The sequence below is a fragment of the Chitinophaga sp. Hz27 genome, assembly GCF_042263525.1.
Lineage (GTDB): Bacteria > Bacteroidota > Bacteroidia > Chitinophagales > Chitinophagaceae > Chitinophaga.
On record NZ_JBHKFJ010000004.1, the window covers coordinates 121,829 to 143,472 of the forward strand.

Here is a 21,644-nt window from a genome sequence, read left to right on the forward strand (position 1 = left end):
TTATTTGACTTTTTACATCCACATTTGAACAGTATTTTTGTAAAAACACTGTTGTAACAGGCTTTTTAAACCATAAATGACCCAATATGAGCAGCTTCGGTAAAAAACTAAGAGAGTGCAGAGAGACTAAAGACCTTTCCCAGAGCGAGTTAGCCAAGCTCCTGAATACTAATCATTCCATCATTGGTAAATATGAACGTGATGAAGTAAAGCCCACCATCGATGTGGTTAAAAGGCTGGCAGAGGAACTGGATACTACCGTGGGATTTTTATTAGGGGAGACCAAGCAGGTTAACGTACTTAAAGACCCTGCCATGCTTAAAAGACTTAATGATATTGATGCACTACCAGAAGAAGATAAGAAGTATATCCTGTATGCTATTGATGGTTTACTCCGCGATGCGAAAACCAGGGCGGCTTATAAATAAAAATGGTTGAAGGGGTTGGGTGTCCTTCAACCATTTTTATTAAGAACAATAAGTTATTTCATATCACTCTATAGCTTTATCCATTCGATGCAAATATTCCTTTCTTATCGAATCACCTTTTAACATATATGGACAATGATCATTTAAGTACATATAAAGCGAATAGTTAAAATCATTCACACTATCTCGAAACTTTTTATCCAAAGTTCCCATATAACCATTGCCATAAAAAGATTCAATATAGTACGCTCGAAAATACTTATTCTCCAATATAAATTTACTATCACATATAACCCTTGCATTATAAAAGTCCTCTTCAGCATGATGCTTTTCCATACAATTACAGTATTTCTGCCCTAAGGCATTCGCGTCAAAAGATGGATCTTTACATCCAGTAGCCATAAATAAAAAAATAAAAAATCCCACTAAGTAAAATACCGATCCGACAATAGATTTGACTACACCTCGGAATTTATATAAATCAATTTTCATCATCATTATTTTTTGTAACAGACTTATCTCCTTTCTGCCCTTCTGGAACAGGCGATTTTTTCACAATCTGATAATAGTTAAAAAAGTTAGGCGTTGAAGACATACCAACCATTAAACTAACATTCTTTTTATTCTTGTTAAACCATTTCATCGTTACCACTAAATCACGCCTATTTTTAGTATCATCTTGAATTCTAGGATTCCTGTAGCTAAATCGTTCACCAAATGCATATCCCTCAAACATAGCCCCTGCTTCATATACGGGATCATCATCAGGACGTCCAAGATTAAACCTACCATAATGGGCCGATTCATGCATAATTGCAACTGTCATGACAAACATAGCCTCTCCAACCGCATTCTCATCACCTTTTTTCAGAGCAGTTTCCAAGTTCTCAATTTGCTCATACCCAATGAAAAGATTATCTCGGAAAAAAGGATCAAATATTCCCCCTCCATCATTAGTAAAAACGTCGGTCCCTAAAGCCATATACCCCATGGATTTATCCTCAGACTCTCTTCTTCGTGGACTTACCCACGGCCCTTTACCATAAGTAACCATTTCATCAAAGTCTTTTACACCTTGTTCATGGTCTTTATAACCTACAGATTTAATCCAAGCTTCTTTAACTGTCTCATTGGCTTTTAATAATGGCATATAGTATCTTAAAACCTTAGCCAAGGTAGGATAACGCTTAGCGAAGAACGGAGATATTTTAAATAAACCATTATAATCAATATAGGATACAGGATCATTTCCAGCGAAACTATATGGTGTCACAGCAGGAAATTTCTTTTCAAATGGATCTGTGGATAAGAACCTACCTAACCTCGGATCGTATATTCTCGCTCCAAAGTCCAGACTATTCCCTTCCCCCTTCACCTCATTATCATTCTCCTTACCATTGAACCCATACCTATAACCGCCCGTCGTCGCAGTGCCGCTGCTACCACTACCATTACCACTTCCACCATCCGCAGCTACAACCCATGCGTCAAAAGTATCGGCCTCCTCGGATTCAAAGCCTTCATCAAATGTAATAGAAGACGAAGCATTGTAGACACCAGGCTGGTTGCCCGTACGGCTATTCACCACCAGGTCCACCGGTATCTGCATGCCGGTGTTCACATTCCAGTTGCCGGCATCATCCAAACTACCACCACGGTTAGGCATCAACGAACCAAATGGATAATAGTCATGCGCTCCCAAAAGGATAGGGTCGTAATGATCTATGGTGCTGCCATCCAGCGATATAGGACGCTTACGATCAGATACAGTAGCGAGTACGTTGCCTAAGTGATTGCTTAATTCAAAGACCTTGTTACCTCTGATAAAGTTATAATTTATTCCCGATCCTGCACCATCTATTATGACAGTATCCGGTAACTTTTTATTATCTACATCTACCTGCTGATTCAACACACCAAGTCTGCTGCTACCATACAAGTCCGTCTCTGTCAGCGTCATTCTTCCGCTGTTCAGCGCCGTATTCCCCTTGCTGTAAACAGCCATCACATTGCCACTGGCATCACGTACATAATAAGTACCAACGCCATCAACATCCTTACTCACACGGTTTCCGGCAGCATCATACGCATAGGCAATCACCGTACCGTTATGCTTCTTGATACGACTAATCTTACCGTATACTGTCCAGTTTATTGAGTCGATACCACCCGCTATATCACTGGTCATATTACCAATCGCATCATACTGATAGTTGCCAGCTTGCTGATTATCTATATCTGATAAGTAATTAGCATCTGCTATGGCATCTTCCACATATTGCAGCTGGTTATTACTGCTGTTGTAATGATAGGTCAGCTTGTCCATGTCCAGCTGATTACCAGCACCGTTACGGTTATACGTTAATATATTCCCGTTGGCATCATAGGTCACATCTTCTTTATAATCACTGATCGCCTGCGGCAGCCAGGTATTATTGGTAGTCGTCAGACCTTTAGCAGCAGTCATTCCGCTGATTCTATTCAACACATCATATTGATAAGTATACAACAATGGATCTCCCAGAGAAGGTAGACTAACACCCATCGCAGCAATATTTCCATTATACAGCGGTTTGAATAAACCATTGGCTCCGGCCGCGCCACGGGTCATCTTATCAGAAGTACCTATCGACTTATAATCACTGTCGCCAAAATAATGCAGGTTAAATCCGAAAGCATCCGTGGCCGTAGTGGCGCCCGCTGCTCCGTCATGGCCCATATCATTGGCCGCGCCTGCGCTGGTACCGTTGATACCTTTCAACCAACCTTGCAGCGTATAGGCGTAATCGATACCCTGTACCTGCTGTGGCCCTAATATGGTACGCGCCAGCGGACCATGCTTGTAGTAATTGTAATGTGCTTCATTCTCCCAATGGAAATCATCAGAACTGGTTTCCACATCTGTGATACGGTTTTCTGCATCATAGGAGTACCTGTGATAGAAAGCATCTACGCGCCCAGGCTGATAGGATACTTTATTTACTTTTCCGGAAATCAGGTCATAATCATAGGCGATTCGCTTATACTGATTATTACTGTTAAACATTTCTCCTGTTTTATAGTTTTGCAGGAGGGTATCCACATTTCCATGGATATCATAGGTATAGATAGAAGAACGCGTAAACAAACTCATATCACTGGAGTTATCCAGGTATGCTACCCAGGAAACCCTGTTACGCACATTTCTTTGGTATAACAGATTGGCAATATCCAATGTCCCAAAATAAGGAAGATCGTAGTTTGTCTGCACGATCTGCGTGCGGCTTGCGCCGGCGGTGTTCAGCCAGGCTTCAAGGTCAGCCGGTTTTCTGCTTACATCATCCGTCATAGCGATGGCAGAAGTAATCTCTCCCACCTCATTGATACGTCCAATATAATCGTACTTCGTATAGCTATAAGCGTTACTCAAACGCTGTTTTGCATTCTGAGAAGCAACCAGTCTGCCCAAACGATCATACCAGAAATGGCTTTGAGCTCCATCCGGCGATAATTGATCTACCACCTGGTTCAAGGAATTATAACGGTAGTTAGTAACCTTTGAATGCAGTGGTGTCAGCTCAGTTCCTGCCGCCCTGGCAGCACTTACGCGTTGTAACCAGGATGCAGTAGTATCCAGCAATACACCTGCCGGAGGTACTGTTTTGGTAAGATTACCCGCCTGATCATAATAATATAAAGCGTAGTGATATTCACTTTTCTTGTGAGCAACTGTGAACTGCTCATTCATCGGCGCTTTCATACAGTTATCTATATAGCGCGCCATGAACTCGTTTTTCACAGAATCCATTTTCGCCAGATATATCTCTGCAACAGTATTACTGATAAAGAAGGTGCTATCAGAGCAATTGTTGATAGTATCACGCGTTGTTGATTCAAATATGGATCTTGATGCACCACATAACAGCGGCCCATAATAAGCATGCACTTCATCACCGCTTCCCGCACCACAACTGGAAGAGCTAACGGTGGATGTTAATGGAATCTGATTAAATGTAAGCGCACCAAATGTACCCGCGTTCAACAAGTTTGATTCAGATGCCGTATAAGAAGAAGTAGAGTACGTGTTTTGAACTACCACAGGTGTGATAGCCACTGTCGTTTCGCAATTCAATGCTGGTGAAAGCTGGAAAAAATACATCGTAGGCCTGCCATTGTTAACACCCAACGAAATGCCCTTATTATTAATACTTCCAGTCCATTTTATATTACCAAATAAATTGGTCAGTTTTTTAGACCAGAGAAAAGTACCATTGCTATTGAGGCTTGCTAGATAGGCAGGGGAATTTCCCGTGCTCCACTCTGGCGCCCACAACATAGTTCCATCAGACTGTAAACTAGTTGTCAGCCAGCCGATCAGCGTATTTTCCACATTGCTAATCTGCGACTGTCTTAAAATATTGCCAGTCCTACTCACATCTACCCAAACAGCCGGTCCGCTGGTAGCGCCATTGTTGGAAGACTGGATCATTCCAAATCTGTAGGCACCGTCAGGCATTAATGTGAAGCTACTGATATCTGATTTCTGACTACTTGTAATTGAATATGTTCCTAAATAATTTCCTGATAATTTATTCCAACGAATAATGTATGGCTGGAATAAGCCATCGTCGGTCATCAGACCCGCCACCGCCACTGTATCGTGGTCTTCAATAATCCGCTGTGCAAGAAAGTGTCCTGTTGTTGTGCCGATCATTTTACGCCATTTCAGCACACCATTAGAACTGATAACACCAGCCATCCAATGTTGGATGTTTCTATAATCATAATCACCAGCAAAAGCATAATCACCATTTCCTAACTCAATTATTTCACGCACCATTTCTGCAGCACCTGCATTCATACCACGACTCCATAATACCGTACCAGCCTGATTAAATTTAAAAATAGAACCTACACCACCTCCTGATGTTGGCAAATCATCAATCGTTACTCTACTACCATCCGCAGCACCACAGGCAACAATACTTCCATCACTGGTCACCATTACCCGATAGAAGAACCCTAAGGTCAAATTGCCTGGTTCTACGGTTTTTTGCCATACCGGATTACCGCTTCTATCAACTTTCAAAATAAATGGCACTGTTGTAGAACTCGCATTGGACATATCACCCACGAATACATATCCACCATCCTTTGTAGGCTTGGCATCTCTTACATTAATACTTCTGGAATAAGTAACAGCTGCTGTCGTCAGATTTGGCATCGATACCAATGAATCTACATAATAGGAGCGCTTACAGCTATCCAGGAATTCCAAATAATCACCAGACTGGTAACCAAATCCAAGCCTGCTGTTCATATAATTCGCAAACACCTGGTTATAGGCAGCATGCAGCGAATCCACGCCTACGCTATCAGGCGTAATGCCAGGATAGGTATTCCTGAAATTATCATAGAGATTTTTTACAACGACACAATTGGTACAAGGCGGCTGTGTATAACACTGGAATGCCGGCGGAATCACCAGCGTTTTCTCAGTGTATGTGCACTTGCTGGTATTAGCACAGGCAGATATCAGGTCATTCAATTGGTCATCTGTCAATTGAATATGTTGTGTTCTGGAAAGATATTGAGAGAATGATTCACCCGTATTTTTCCCATACTGATAAGCTGATTGAGCGGCAGTAATTTTTGCACACTCGCAATCAGCCGGCGGCATGAGGGTATACTTAGTCACCGCGCCGTTCTGTGCATAATATGGCGCAGGTATTGTCAACATGGTTGCACAACCAGCAGGGATATTAAGCGCTGGATTATTCTTAATGAAATCAGATAATACTTTCTCGAAAGAAGTATCTGTCATGGAACTGCTACGAGGTACGGAACTAGCGCCAAATGGATGATCGACATCAGTTCCTGCTCTGCACACAGCCAGTAGCTTATCTTTCAGCGCACCCCAATAAGCTGTAGGTATGTTACATGGCGAAAGTTGTTTCATCCAGGTATCTACATAACTATCACAGGCACTATTGTTGAGCGCTGCTTTTGCAGAATCAGCATAGTTCTTTGCTGTTGTCGAGGTGTTACCAGGAGTTAGCTTACCAAGTCCATTGGCAGTCAGGATATCGGTAGCCGTTCCAAAATGGGATTCCTTGTGATCAGCTATCAGATCTCTTACACTTGGCGAACAACTGTTACTATTCGTAACGGTATTGGCAATCAGCGCATCGCGGCTCTGAATGTACATCTCACGGAACGCTCTCCAGATCGCGTTCTTATCTCCTGCACATAAATTTGAATTAACAGTAAATACATTCGTAGTACCCTGGTAAGTATCTGCACAGCTGATTGGATCAGTCGATTTACAAGCCACGCTCGATGCGGCAGTGGCCCAAATGTTGTAAGTCCTGCCATTACCGCTGACATACTTCGTCATAAAGGCTTCTATAGCGGCAGCATTACTAACTGCAAACGGATCTTTATCCGCAGCAACAGGCATACCATAAACACTATACGAAGCATTACCGGTTGGGTTGAGATAACCTTTAGCTAATGCATCCTGGTAAGTATCCACTGCACGCACCTTATCAGACCAAGCCTTTGCAGGATCATAACTCTTACTCAGGTTATACCTGCAGATCTCAGGATGGTAAGGGAATAACTGTTCCGCCCATGAAGCCTTAAACTTAGCAGCAAACTGCCCCGGCGATAGTTGCTGCGGCTTTACCATCTGCTGCGCCTCTTCGTCAAATACCATATCTACCTGCCCTTCTTCATTCAGGTAAGTGATTGCAGGATTACGATAGATAGCAACAGGCTGCGCATCTGTAGAATAATAGATAGAATAAATATTAGCTACACTATCAGGATTTGCATACTGCCCAGTAGGAGGCGTCAGGTCCTGTAGCATAGCAGCTCTGATACCGTCGCTTTCTGAAACCTTGCCGCAAAGCATATTGCAAAACTCCAGTTGCTTAGCATATGCATTAGCTATTTCAGATCTGTATTTAGCAGAATCCGTAACGTTCAGTCCTGCTCTGTTCAAATACACCGTTGCAAAAGTGCCCAGCGTACCAAGCTCCGTCAAACAAGCACTGCATGAAGGCGTACACTCAGTACTATTTAGTAAAGCACGCTGCTGCAGGGTAATGGAGTCTTTACTCACACAAGCACTCCCTTTCAGAAATACATTGTCCCGGTAATTATTCATTTCCGTTTCATCGATCTGCAAAGTCTTGGTGATCTCATAGTTACCTTTCTTCAGCAGAATCGAAAATGTATCTGTAAGCGGTCCATTAATAATATACTTCTTGATGAATGGCTTATTACCTTCCAACAGCAAGTTCTGTACATCATCTGTAATCCTTATCTCCAGCACATATCTGCCGGTATAACTTACATCTTGTTTATTACAATCTTTTAATATTAATACCGGTGGTACCAGGTTATATTTAAATGAATAAATCGCATCAGATTCTACCAACAGGGATTTCCTGGTGGTGAGAGAAAAATCTTTCACCTGCGTATTGGTAGGTCCACTCAATGTATCCAACGTAACACCAGGCGTATTGGACGGCAAGCTTTTCAACTGGCTGTTTTCATCCGTACCCGCCAGGGCAGTAGCTATGGTACGGCCATGCATATCGGTATATGTCACAGCCATCTGTCCGTTCGCATCCTGCACCATGTTTTTGAAATAATGAGATGCTACACCCGCCTCTGTACCAAACAAACGGTCTAACTCTTGCTGACTTGGGCTACCATAGTAATATTTCACCGCATGACCACCGTTTGCCCTGAATGCCTCACCTACACCACTTTGTCTGCTGATCCTCCCTGTATTATCAGATGTATATACTGTTTCAGTAAAAGGATAACCATTTGCATCCGGAATATTTCCATGAATGCTATCATTCTTCAACGGGTTATTAGGAGAATAATAACCCGCAGCACCCGCATCCTGCTTCATTCCTGGGGCAGCCGCTTCAATCAGGTCTCTTGCTGAAAGAATGGTATCATATAACGACTTATCATATTCCTGGCCGTTGATACCGGCATTAAATCGTGCGGTATATTTAATAACATTAGACAGGGTAGGAGCAGGTAATACCTGTATAGCCGGCCTTCCCTGGCGATCATAAAAGGTTTCTGCAACAGTGGTAGTCTGGGTAGTATTGTCTTTGGTGACGGCTTGCCTGTTCATCATGCTACCATCGAAATAACTGACTACAGCCTTGCGCTTGCCTTCTTCTGCATAGGAAACAGAAGACTGCCAGTTCATATTACGCTGGTGCCCCAGGTACGGCATAGTAGCTACGCTGCCACCATTCACATTACTCCATACTGTTTCAAATCTTGACTTATCCGACTTGTTGGAAACTGCTCTTGCTCTTACATACAGATACCCACTGTTGTCATACAGTAAGGGAATCTTATAATTATTTGCTGTTACAGTTACGCGTGTGGCATTGTTCCGGAACAGATTATCATAGTTAATAGGGCTACCATAGCGGTTATTGGCTATCACAGAAGAATCTACATAAGCCCATTCCACATCATATTCATCTGCACCTAAAACATAATCCCAGCTAACTGTGGCTTCATCATCATCAGTATTTTGAAGGGCTGCAATTTTGATATTCTTAACTACATCAGCGGTTCTATCCAGCTTATAGGTTGGTTTTACCAACATCTCATTCTCCAGCAAAATGGTAGCTAGTGCACCAGTTACCGACGAAGAAATATTTACGATCTTAACCGTTACCTGGTGGGCATTACTAAATACAAATGATGCCCTGTTCGTATAGGCCTTAGCGGGATCATACTGCAATTGCAATTGCCGGGTAAAAGTACGTTGTACTTTATCGTCACCCATATACGTCACCAAGAGATCGGCAGTTACTGTAAATGCAGTATTGATATAGGTTTTATTGAACTCATTAATTCGAAGTGTTATAGCATTTTTTAATGGATACTGGCCTTCGAGCTTGTTCGTCAGCGCTGCGTTGAAATACACCGCATCTTGTACAGTGGTTTCAGCGTTGACAACTAGTTCATTCGAAGCGCCGTCGAGTACCTTTTTTATGGTGGTATAGGACTGTGACTTAGCCACTACAGTGGTTAACACCTGCAACAGCATCAATCCAAAGATGGCTAATAATTTCTGTTTGAAACGCATCAAAATAACTTTTAGATATTAGGGCTTGCAAGGAATACCTGGTAGTCGGCATAGGCAGGGGAAGGTTTAAAAGTTTCCCCATTCCTTGTAAAAAATATTTTTTCATCAAAGGCGTTGCTGTTGCCAGTTTCGTTCTTAAAACCCGTGAATACCGTTTTTACGATCACATAGGTATCAGCTTCCGGTGGCGCAATAGCATCGGGATCAGCAGGCTTTTTCACCTTTACCGACATAGACAGAATCCGCAAACTGGGTTCATCTATGGTCATTTCAAGGCTTTTGTAAGGAGCGAAGTCACTATAATCCATCTGAATAGTAACCTTACCTTTTACGTTCCGCAGCTGACAATTGGTAAGCCCCGCATTTTTCAACGCAGAAATGATAGCATCTGCCGGCAATTGTGCATCTTGAGTTAATTGAGATGGCTTGCCCAACATGATCAGCTTATCATCCTTGAACACTGTGATATTGTATTGCTTATTCTTCAGCAGGATAACATTTCCCAATGTCATGTAGCTGTTTCCACCGAAGATATGCGCATCACCACTCAATGAATCAGTAACTACAGAAGGCTTATCCGCAGTGGCATAGCTGTAAGTAAGATGAAAGGACATATTTACCGAATCATAAGCATGTTTCACTCGCTGCATGAGCGTGGTGGCCTTTTCGATATCGCCCTGTGCTGCCACATTCCCTGCAAGAAACAAGGCAAGCAATAGCAGTAGGTATTTGGAAATAAATAATTTCATATGATTAGAGGTTTTCATCTTTAATCAATGCGCTTCTGGTTTCTTTGATCGTTTTGATACCTCTTTCTGTCTCTTTCTTGAGTCTCACCAAGGTACCTTCATCATCATATTCATAAAATGAAGCGAAATTATTTTCATCTAACTGCGCCATCAGTCTTAATGTAACAGGATCATATATGTATGACTGCATATTGGCATTGAAAGGATGTATACGGATATCATCAAAATAAACCCCTGTACCGGCGCCCGCATAAAGAGCCACAGAAAAAGAAGTGGCAGTTGCCGGCACATCTATCACCTCTTCAATCCTTTGCCAGCCGTCTATAATAATACCCTTAGGCTTGCATGTTACAGAGGTACTGCCTGATAACAAAACGATCTGCGCATTCGTATATGCATTACAGTTACAATCTGTTTGCTCTTTCACCCAGGCGCTCACCAACATTTTCTTACCAGGAAAAGGACTAAAAGAAGGCAGCACAACCTTTGTGTTGGCCCTGATACTCTGCAATCCTTCACCCGGCGAGCAGGCCATGTTTCTCTTATTGACTGCAAAGTCAAAGTCAATAATATCGGTATCCGTAATGATGGCGCCTTCTGAAGTATGCATGTCTTTAGGAATCAAAAGAGAATATCGCCCGGTATGGGCCGCAGAAGAATCAATCCATGATTTATACTTTTGAAAATCCAGGTTACGACCCGTTTCACAGGCAATATTGGCGGGTGTCAGTCCATATCCATAGTCTTCAAATCCTTCAAATACAACTTCTCTGTACCTGGCATTTTGTACTACAGCTACCGGCAATTCATTGTCATAGCCATATATACCTGCATTGTATCTGCCTAAAGGATCTTTATTTTCCAGTTCAAATCCTTTGGTATTAATAAGTGTAGATTGTTGATTCCACACCCATTTAGAGGTATCAAATGCTGCTTGCCAGCCCGTTCCAGGGTTTAGTTTCCAGAAAGCATCAAAGGAGGCAAGGGTACCTGCCTGACGGATATTCGTTTCCTGTGCAGCATTAGATTCCGTTCTGCTGCCATAAAACACATAGGTTGCCTTAGGGCGCCAGTTGCCGGAAATACCCATGTTATAAGGATTTACAGCTGTATCCAGCAAGGCACTGTAACAGGTACCGCTGGTATCCACCTTGTAGGTAAGGTGGATACTGCGGGCGGATATACTATCGACAGTAAGTAATACTACTGCCAGCATTATTATTGATCTTAATTGTTTCATAGGTAGTAGTTTACTTAATCTCAAATAGCGGGTTTGGATATAAACTAAAGTTTACCGTCGTGGTATAGAATAATTTGGATTGACTACCCTGATTACCACCTTGTATCTGTTCATGATATAACACATGGTTAAGCACCAATGCAGCACTTTGGTTTACAATGAAAAAATTTAACGGTGTTTGCGAGTGTTCAAAAATCTGCTGACCAAATTCGTCTGTACCGGTTTTTGTATAATCTTGTACGACGATTATTTGCATGTTTTGTACAACATACGGAATGGTACAAGCCGCATCTGAATAGAATCTAACACTTATATTTTCATATCCTCTGTCACCAGTCAGATCACCATCCTGTACAAGCTCCCCATCCTGACTATCAATAGTCAACTTGGCGTAGAACATACATTTCCCGTTAGCGTCAGCATATGCCTGTCCTTCCGTACGCAGGCGGGCCTTCGCTTTTGCAGTGGCAGTGGCCACATCTACATCTGAGGAGTCAGCTCCTGCCGGTAAACTATAAGCGATAGGTATTGGTGTTAAACCATTAGGACATCTTGTACTGGTAAACATGCTATCCACAGGATCACTGTAGAACAGACATTTACCTCCGCTGTTAGCGATATCTCTGCCGATACTGTTCAACTGCGCTACCGCCTTGATATTGGCATCTTCCACACTGATCTGTGAACTAACCGTACCTGCATCAACAGTCACTAATACCCAAGAACCTTGTCCACCCACACAATTTGTTTTCTGGAAATAACCAGATTGAGTGGTATTCCAATAAACCTTGCATGGCGACTTGCTATCTGCCAGGAACCTACCGTTCATGATTACATACAATCTCGCAAGGCTGTCAGCCGCACGCTGGCTAATCACAGACTGGTATTCTTTTTCTGGCACTGTGATGGTTACCGGCGTTGCCGTTCCGTTACAGTTAACATAGAAAGTAGAGTCAAATTTTTTATTGTAGAATGTATCAATGATCATCGCATAGACCTTACGATCAGCGACTTTCCAGAACTGATCATAGGTAACCATAGATGCATTAATTACCTGTGCACTCTGGTCTATCTTCAACAGGTTAGCCACAACAGGATTACGCTTCATTGTTGCTTGCCCCGCCGAAGCTGCAATATTCCTGCGGCCGGAACGGATGATCTTCATCGTCATATTATTACCAGACAAAGCAGAACCATCCTGGTTAACAAAGTAGAGATCAGGTACGCCACCTTTAAGCATATTGGCATCTACCACCCATACTTTATAGGCTGCTGGCCAGCGCGCCAGGTTATAATCACATTCCGTTCCATATACTTTTCGCTTGGAATATACCAGGAGTTCATCACCACTAAATAAGTAGTCGCCCAGATTACCGCTGAAGCCAGCCGTGATTTTACCATTAACTACATCAATTCCATCTAATAAAGTACCGATGTTTTTATAAGCACCCGCCATCCCTTCATACATCCAGGCAGCCGGATAATTGAAGTTATAGACTTCGTCATTATACTCATTCTGTACGCCAGTCAGTACCGCATCGCCGGTTTCTTCGTCAAACAACAGATTATGAGTGACTACTTTACTTCCTTTATCAATAACAACAACACTATCCAGGATCCCATGCCTGTTGATTACCTTAGTAGTACCAACAGAACGGAATCGGTTGTCTTCATGCTGCGGCAGCGGAATTAAAGAAGGTATCATGGCAGGCAAGATACCAACGGTAAATACATCCGCATTCACACCGAATGTTCCTGAATTGGTGATAGTACGCTGTTCACGCATATCCACCATCAACTCTACATCTTTGCCAATAACACTCGTTTTGATAATACCATCATTAGAAATAGTAGGCACATCATTTTTCAAGTGTTTTTCAGCAACATTCTGATTATCTACTTTATAAAAATTCTCTGTATAAGCAATGTAGTTAGTAGGATCAGACTCTCCATATACTGCATGTGATTTCATCTGACCATGCATATCATTCAGTTCAATTTTAAAACCCTGAGATATTGTCAGATAGTGGGCTGCATTTATTTTCAGCAGATCCAGTAAGTCATTTTTGAAACGTTTTTTTGTAGCGCTGTTAATGGTGGTACGCTCCGTAATAACAGGAAAATCTTTCGCTGTATAGAAACAGGTTTCTTCAAAACCATTCGCAGATCTTGCTTTTTCTGTATTGATAGATCTCACACGAACCTTGGAATATCCAACGGATGCAGAAGGGAATAAGTTTTCTCCTAAAGGCTCTTCCGTATAACCCATTACCACAGGCGCAAGCGGTGTTACCTCTTCCATATATTCAATAGGCATACGGAAAGGATTTTCTTCTCCGCCGGCGAGCGGCTCATAACTAGCCACGCCACTACTGATCGTAAGTGTATCTGTACCTACCACTTTTGTAGTTGTGTACGTATATTCTTTACCGTATTGAGATTCGCGCTGACCAGTCATTTTATTCCAGTGGTCTGCACTCACAATACGCTTTACACGTAAGCCACCACCATATTTCTTATAAGTTGGATTGTTCAGTCGTACAAAAGAACGCACAGGATCAAACTGCTGTGCCATTAATTTCAACTTAGCTTCCTTCTCAAAACCATGCAGCAATTCCGCCATATTAGATACCTGGTTGTACAGGAGTTTTACCGCATCCATGATAGAACCGCCATCATCATTCTGTGAGCCAGGGTAAGCCTTGGAAGGCAGGTTCTGCTTCAGGAAGTTAAAAGCAGTAACCACTAGTGGACTCGATGGACCAAAAGAATTACCCAGTTTATCTATTCCCTGTATTTTAAACCAGATGGTTTTACCATTATCAAAATAGCCATAGTCGCTGCTTGCATCCAGTCGGGCGTAGCAAGGAATAGCTTCATACCCACTGCCGAAGTCATCTGAAGGCACCTTTACGTACATACGGAAATAAATCTTGCTGATCCCTTCCATATATTTATTGTACATATCCTGCTTGGAAGTAACCGCCACCGGTACTTTTACAGCAATATATTTATAATCCAGACCAGTAATACCATACATATTATTGGAGAGGTCAGAAGAAGAACTCGGCTTATTCAGGCTCATACCGGCAATGCTAAACATCTGCATCGCGCGTCTATTCTGAACATAGCCATAGTCATCGCTTTCATAAGTCACTTTCAGATTACCCCCTGCTGGCGTAACAATAGAATCCAGCGTCCACGCAGCGGCATTACGCGCTGCAATAGCACTATCCTGCACTGCATATGGGAAATCTACGTTCTGTACTATATTGCCAGCCACTGAACCAGGGTTATCTGTAGCCGGTTTGTAATTACCCCAACGATCGTAGCTCTGCGAATTATAACAAGGATTAGGTGTATTATAATAGAAGAGATAGGCATTATTACGGCCTTTCGTATTCCCATTATAGCTAAACCAAACTCTGGAAAGCGTTAATCTGCCGCTATCTGCTACACCAGCACCCCAGCCATTGGAACCAGGTACTAACTGGTACGTATACTCGAAATGTACTGTTTTTATCGGCGTTGCTTTGGCCGGATTTTTTCTGTAATCAGCCTTTGTATAGAGATCTATCTTTTCGAGGCGTTTGGCTCCATTACTGGATTTCACGCCATTCCTGGTTATTTGCTGCTGGTCTTTACGATCTGCAAGCGTAAATACCGCGATCATATTTTTAGACTCAACAGAATTCATGTACCATAGCTCTTTGGAGCCACTGACATAACTTCCTCTGTCATCACGGTAGTCGGTTTTCATCCCCATGTTGAAGGTAGCACTGTCATTATACGGCGTCCTCCATTTATAAGGATTTGCCGCACCCGCCGTTTTTGTATAGTTAAAACGAATAGCATTCCCCGCATCATCATCACTAATTCCGTCGCCAGTTACATCTACATAATCCGGCGATAAGATACCCGTCAGCAGAAAAGAGTGAGGGTAGGAGGGAATTACTTCTGCAGAATAATACTTATCCTCGCCACCAATCTCATCATCCTGACCTTTATTATAAGTCGCCAATGCTTTGATAGGATCGCCAGCGCCCTTCCTTACAGCGAAAGAAGCTTCTTTTTGTTCCAGGTTATATACCGGAATACCATAAACGTATTTCTTTCCATCAGGATTTAATACATCTATCTCTGAAATATGATTGGGTTTTCTATAAGAAGTAATGCGCTTTTCTAAGGTCACAGTTCCATTGGTGCTGATAGTATCACTCACATCGGGCAGGAAGAAATAATCTGGCGCAATTATCTGAAAAGTATCAACGCCCAGCGCCGCTGATCGCCAGGACACACGTAGTCTGGCGCTGCCTCGTCTATTGGAATACAACATTTTGATAGGGTACATCCCATTTTCCATATACACCGTATCAAGATCCCCACCAGTAACCCTGTCCGCACGGGAAATGGAATCCCCATTCAGATAAAAAGAATAGGCATCATCACAATCGACCTTGAAAATATACCTGCCGGATTTGGGCACTTTCAACCTCCCCTCATACTTTCCGTTGAACCAATCACCTAATTTAACCGGGTCAGTCGGCTTGCCAAACTCACCTACTTCATTGAAATAAAGTTGCGGCACAACCCTGCTCACAATAGAATCTTTTGCAGAATAGCCTGTAGAATGGTAATAAGTAGCAAACAACCCGTTTTTCATGCCACTGATATTCTGGTCAGCACCGGCACGTAGAAAGGAACTAGGATAGGTATTTGTTGAATAACTCTCAATATACCTGGACAGCCCTACTTCTGCGGCTTCTTTAGCTGTTAAATAAGATATAACCTGCGTACGTTTTTCTCTTGCCGGTTTTACAGAAGTAGCAGCACTTACAGGAATATCCGCCTGCGGAGATGCATTTTTATAGGGTGTTAATTTAGCTTCTGAATAAATAAAAGGAGATAAGTTCTCCTGCTTTAATTTAGTGGTAACCACCATATCTCCGCCTAAATTATCATAGAAGCTTTTGGAGTTGATAGTCTTCTCTCCTGGACTTCTGAAATAGGCAGCTTCTCTGTTCAATTTTGTTTGTGTAAATGGAATCGCGGCACGCATAGGATTTTCACTTTCCCACATACCAGTTCTGGTATAAGCTCTTGTTACACCGAGGTCAACACCGGCATGTACCAGCGCCGGGGTTCCGAAGTCCAGGCTAAGGTTGGTGGAATTATCCTTGGTGGTTACCTGCGGATCAAATACATAACCAACATCATTTCTATAAGCCCGGAATGATCCACCTACGCCTTCACCACTGATAGAAAACACATCGTAAGTATAGGATGGCACGGCAATATTAGGCACCGCAGGTTTATCACGATAGGCAATATCCCGCTCCCGGTTGAAATCCATTAAGGCAGTATTATTCGTATAGCCGTTCTGGTAATTCAGATATCCATACGCCGGAAAGCTTAGACGCTGATCATCCTTTTCTACTTTCTGGGTATTCATATAACCACTCACAAAAAAATTAGGGTCTGCTGCAGTTATTGCCGTTCCTATTTTTAGCGTTACCAGATAATTCTTGGCGGTATAAGGCACAGACGCAGAAGGGACAAAAGTTGGCGACACAAAACTGATAAAGCCAGACCTGCTATAATTTCCGCCTTGAGCTCTTCCTCTATCATCAACTCCATACTTTCTAATACCTGCTGAGTACTGAAATCCTTGCATGCCAGATCGTGAGTTGTATGGAGTACCAATAGACATACCACCCGCTCCATATACCTTATCTTGGTTTTGCTTCTCCGCAAAGGAATAATCCACGGATGGTGTTATTGTAACGCCATTCTGCGAACTATTAGCCATAGAAAGACCACCAGTAAGTGTTCCATTAGATCTTGATCCAACCCTAATACTGGTATTTGTAGCTGTCTCAAGACCCCATCCACGGATGGAATTTTTATAAACACCTATACTCGCTCCCAGTGATATCTTTCCGAGGTTCTGTGGAAAACCAACCAGCTCAAAATCAGCACCAGCAGTAACTCCAATCGTCTTATTTTCCTCAATCTTATTCTCCTTGGTAATAGAATCCGTACCATTAAATTCATCCGGTACGCCACGAAGATTTCGCGTTATTGAACCAGGATTAAGGTTCCAGCCAAGGCCAACCCAGCTGGCTTCCTGATCCATACTGACACCACTATTGTAACCTAACGTCAACGGATATCCGCCAACATCCAATAATGGAATGGAATAATTGAAATCTCCTGAAAAAAGATTAACCACATTATCATTATTAGCCGAATGGAAAGTCTCCATCTCCGGCTGCGTCGGGCCTCCATCATTATCCGCTTTCACCACTGCATTATTCCCTGAAATAGCCGCCGGCTTATGCGCAGGTTCCCATTCCATTGGAATGACTTTCGAAAATCCACTCGGCAAGGCGCCGGTTTTCTTACTTTCCTTAACTGGTGCATACGGGACATATGGCACCGCTGCCGACAAATGCAACGGTATAATGGCTTCCACATAAAACACTACGAGTAACACGCTGGCAATAACCTTTCGGGCTCCAGCAATTCTTGCCAATATCATTTACTAAATATTTATAGGTAAGGGCATAGTTTTTCAAATACTAACGGGCAGATTGATACATAAACTTCAACTCCCAATTCTCATTCCTCCTGTTCTGAAATCTGAATGCATACAAATTCCCAGCAGAAAAATTCCCCACTTTTTGTAACGGAATACTGATCATATTCAAACCAGGTTGTAAAGCCAGACTCCCATGCGCAACAATTTTATTCTGCTGCTGTAGTGCTACAATTTCATAGTTAACAACTTGTTCTCCTGTTTCATTATTATAAGAACATTTCAATGTATTCCCTATCTGTAAAGGCTTTGTGGTACCATTGCGCGTTAGTCCAACAAAAGAAGTAAGATCTTCCTCCATTACCGGAGCAGCCTTGGCTATACGAAAAGTATGTACATCTGTTTGTGTTGAATACTGACGGCCATTAAGCGCAGTTATCATCCATGCATAGTTTACACCAGTATCTAATGTTGGTGCACCAGCGGGATAATTAAGAAATGGCTGACGCAACGCTGCACCATGATACATAGGAATATTCTGCTGGATCGCTTCTGCTGGCGCCTGACCAGGCAACACAGCCACCACTGTGATGTCATAATTCAAATCGCTATACAGATTTAATGGGGCAGGAGGGATCCACGTAAATGCCGGCAAGGAAGTTTGCAGCGTATCTTTATCCGCTGGCAAATTCAAAATAGGCGGACTCACAGGCTCCACTACAAACTTGATACAGTCCTCTGTTCCAGGAGTTCCCGTCTTATCGCCTTCTACGATTACACTGTAACAAATGATATACTTTCCTGGCACCAGCATAGCATTAGGCCGCTGATCCTGTACCGGCGATAAATACTCTGTAGATATCGGCTGAAAGTCTGCCAGATGCAACATGGAAGCACCTGTTGGTAATTCTACTGTACGCGTGATACCCGTCATCACACCATGGCCGGTAGTCGCATCTGTTAATCGCATGACCACCTTTGCATAAACTTTACTTTTACTGGCATTCGTTAACAGAATATTCCAAAGCTGCGACTGCTGCATAATTCCGGCAGGGGGCACCTGGGGCGCAATAACTACCTGCGCCTTAACTTTTAGCATCGTTATCATCACAAACAATGCTGCAAAAAATTGGATCTTTAGGTACTTCATAGTATTTAAAATGTCTTGGTATAGGTAATTCTTCCTGTATTGTTTGATACCAGTTGTCTCGCACTTCCTGGCATATAGCGCTTTTCCGCCCTGCCACTGATTTCACCAACATATGGAATGACAAATCGTAGGTTCATACCATATCCATACTGTGTGATATCATATCTCGATTGATAATTATGCTGAACAGATCCACCCGCTTCGAACCAGGAACGAATCTTCCAGCTTACATCCCCGGTGGTACTGTAAAGGTTGTAATCCGCTGTCAGCGAGGCATTAAATTGGCCTGTGATGGTGATTTTTTTCAGAAATATTGTTTGGCTGCCCGTGATATTCCGGCTATTATAGTACACAAATGAAGTATCCCTTTGCTTATTGTAAAAGCGCGAATACATCAACATACTGTTCATCGTCATACCTTTATATTGGTAATTATAAACCGCAGTGCCAGAAAGGGTATTGAAGATTTGCTGTGTAAAACTTCCATCGCCAAGCTTCACTAATTGAGAAGTAGGTTGATAAGCAAGGGTTATAACTGGCAGCTTAGGAATGCGCATCGTCGCCTGCAAACTTTTGAAAATGGTATTGCTTTCGAAAACCGCCGGCTCATAAAAAGTAGCATAACTATTTTTCCGTAAGGCTGCAGCCACCGTAAGTTGCCGTTTAAAAAAAGGTTGCTCTGCCTGCAATGTCCACGCTGTTTGCTGTGAACCGGTTGTATACATACTGAACGACTGAAAGTCTCCACCCATCCGCTTATACATAGCACCCAGCTTCGTTTCCGCACGAGGTAGCACCGTTTCAGTACCAATACTCCAGGCCTCATTGGTATGACCTGAAAAATTCAACATACTGGAAAAATTATCCTCTCCATGTATTCGCCTGATATTATAAGGCAACGAAGATTTAGCCACTTCACCGGTAATAAATGTCTGGCGTCCCAGTTTCCATTGCCCCTCCAGAGAAACGCCCATGAGATGATTATCCAGCCCCACAGCAGAATCTATTGGTAACGCATTGGCCCCATACAATTCCTTTTTACCTGTATAATAAGTGAGATAAATATGATTGGTTTCTTTTTGTCCGAATCCCGCTCTGATTAGATTAATATATTGAGGCGAACGCTTTTCCTTAACAATAAAATTGCGGAAAGTATAATCCACGGCACCACTGGCCACCGCCAGATACCAGGAAGGATTCAGTTCCAGTTGCATACCGGTAATGCTGATATTCTTCGCCGTTAGCTCCGAATAATCAAGCATAGTTCTGCCTATGCCAACACTACGTATAGCCAATAACGTTCTATATCCTTTCGGCAATACGGTATCAGGCAAATGCATGCCATCCAGCGCATCTATCAGCTCTTTGTTATTTCTGCTATGCTGTAACGCATCCAATAGCTGTAATTTTTGAGCACCTATTTTCGTGTTAAGTTTATCGTACTTCCGTTTCAGGCTTGCATAAGTTTCCTGCAAAGAATCCACTTCTGCTTTATATCGTTTGCCATTATCTAATATGGCCAGGCACGCCGAATCCTTTTCAGTTAATGGCTTGATGATGCCCAATGCAGAATCCCTTTTCCATCGATACATATACTCTCTCGCCTGCACAACCAATTGTATGTATGCCTCGCTATTATATTTCGTATGTAACCCTGAAACCTGCATGCGCAAGCTATCTAGTAGCAACTTCATCTTATCTGCTTCTAACTGCTGTTTGTATTTTGATACAACCCAGTTACGCGCATTCATTAAAAGTTGATTTTTGAAATCACTGCTGTTATAAAATAAACGAGCCCCAGTCAGGTTTCTGAATAACGACGAATTTCCTTGTTGCGTGCTGAACGCCACCCTCAACGGATATTGGTTCTTTACAGTAACAAGAAGATTTGTTTGAAGTGTGTGCTGATGAATATCCCTTTCTGTAAAAGGTGTATCAATATTCGACTGATAAAAGAAATCATACGTAACGTTACCCTTTATGTCCAATAAAGGCGTTTTAGGCGGTGCTACATAGGCCGGCTTTATTCTCGGACGATATGCCACAAGATCTACACGCTGTCCAGGACCATAAAGCATTACCTTCATGACATCCTGCATCTTACATCCCCTGGGGATAAGAATATAAGCCGAATCAACAGGCATACTGCCTGGCAGATGTGGCATCTGTCCCGACACAGACAGGCAACAAACGATAAGGGTCGCAATTAGGACAATTTTTTTCATAGGAACACTAAACCACTTCATTCGTTAATAACTTGATGAATTTATTTAGTGATGCCAGCATTCTCATAGACATAGGCTCAATGACATATTAATGTTAGTTGGTTACATCGCTAATATCCAGCCCAATCAGGCTTTTTCAATAGGCAACAGGATAGAGCATAACAACATGACTATTTTTTTAGTTAATATAATTACA

8 protein-coding genes are annotated in these 21,644 nt (G+C 42.5%); 1 reads left to right on the plus strand and 7 read right to left on the minus strand.

Annotation, left to right across the window (positions count from 1 at the left end; translation table 11 throughout):
- Positions 1 to 86 precede the first annotated feature (86 nt).
- On the plus strand, positions 87 to 428 hold the full coding sequence (locus ACE38W_RS10075) for a helix-turn-helix domain-containing protein (protein WP_375830542.1): 342 nt from the start codon (positions 87 to 89) through the stop codon (positions 426 to 428).
- A gap of 63 nt (positions 429 to 491) precedes the next feature.
- On the opposite strand, the gene ACE38W_RS10080 is transcribed toward ACE38W_RS10075, so the two are convergent.
- Genes ACE38W_RS10080 through ACE38W_RS10110 form a run of 7 tightly spaced genes read right to left on the minus strand, consistent with a single transcriptional unit; the run spans position 492 to position 21,448 of the window.
- Entirely contained in the window at positions 492 to 920 is a 429-nt protein-coding gene (locus tag ACE38W_RS10080; RefSeq protein ID WP_375830544.1) for a hypothetical protein, read from the minus strand.
- A complete protein-coding gene (locus ACE38W_RS10085; RefSeq protein WP_375830545.1) occupies positions 910 to 9,546 on the minus strand; it encodes an RHS repeat domain-containing protein in 8,637 nt (2,878 codons plus the stop codon). Before ACE38W_RS10085 ends, ACE38W_RS10080 begins: the two co-directional genes overlap by 11 nt.
- A gap of 11 nt (positions 9,547 to 9,557) precedes the next feature.
- Complete coding sequence (locus ACE38W_RS10090; RefSeq protein WP_375830546.1) at positions 9,558 to 10,295, minus strand: hypothetical protein; 738 nt, start codon at positions 10,293 to 10,295, stop codon at positions 9,558 to 9,560.
- 4 nt (positions 10,296 to 10,299) lie between these two features.
- Positions 10,300 to 11,535 carry a hypothetical protein gene (locus ACE38W_RS10095; RefSeq protein ID WP_375830547.1) on the minus strand — a complete coding sequence of 412 codons (1,236 nt, stop codon included), beginning with the start codon at positions 11,533 to 11,535 and terminating at the stop codon, positions 10,300 to 10,302.
- Positions 11,536 to 11,545: 10 nt separating this feature from the next.
- Positions 11,546 to 18,076 (minus strand): DUF5977 domain-containing protein, encoded by a 6,531-nt coding sequence (locus tag ACE38W_RS10100; protein WP_375830548.1) that lies wholly within the window; start codon positions 18,074 to 18,076, stop codon positions 11,546 to 11,548.
- A gap of 40 nt (positions 18,077 to 18,116) precedes the next feature.
- Complete coding sequence (locus tag ACE38W_RS10105) at positions 18,117 to 19,223, minus strand: hypothetical protein (protein WP_375830550.1); 1,107 nt, start codon at positions 19,221 to 19,223, stop codon at positions 18,117 to 18,119.
- Between the two features lie 5 nt (positions 19,224 to 19,228).
- Positions 19,229 to 21,448, minus strand: a complete 2,220-nt coding sequence (locus tag ACE38W_RS10110) for a hypothetical protein (protein ID WP_375830551.1) — start codon at positions 21,446 to 21,448, stop codon at positions 19,229 to 19,231.
- Between the last annotated feature and the right edge of the window lie 196 nt (positions 21,449 to 21,644).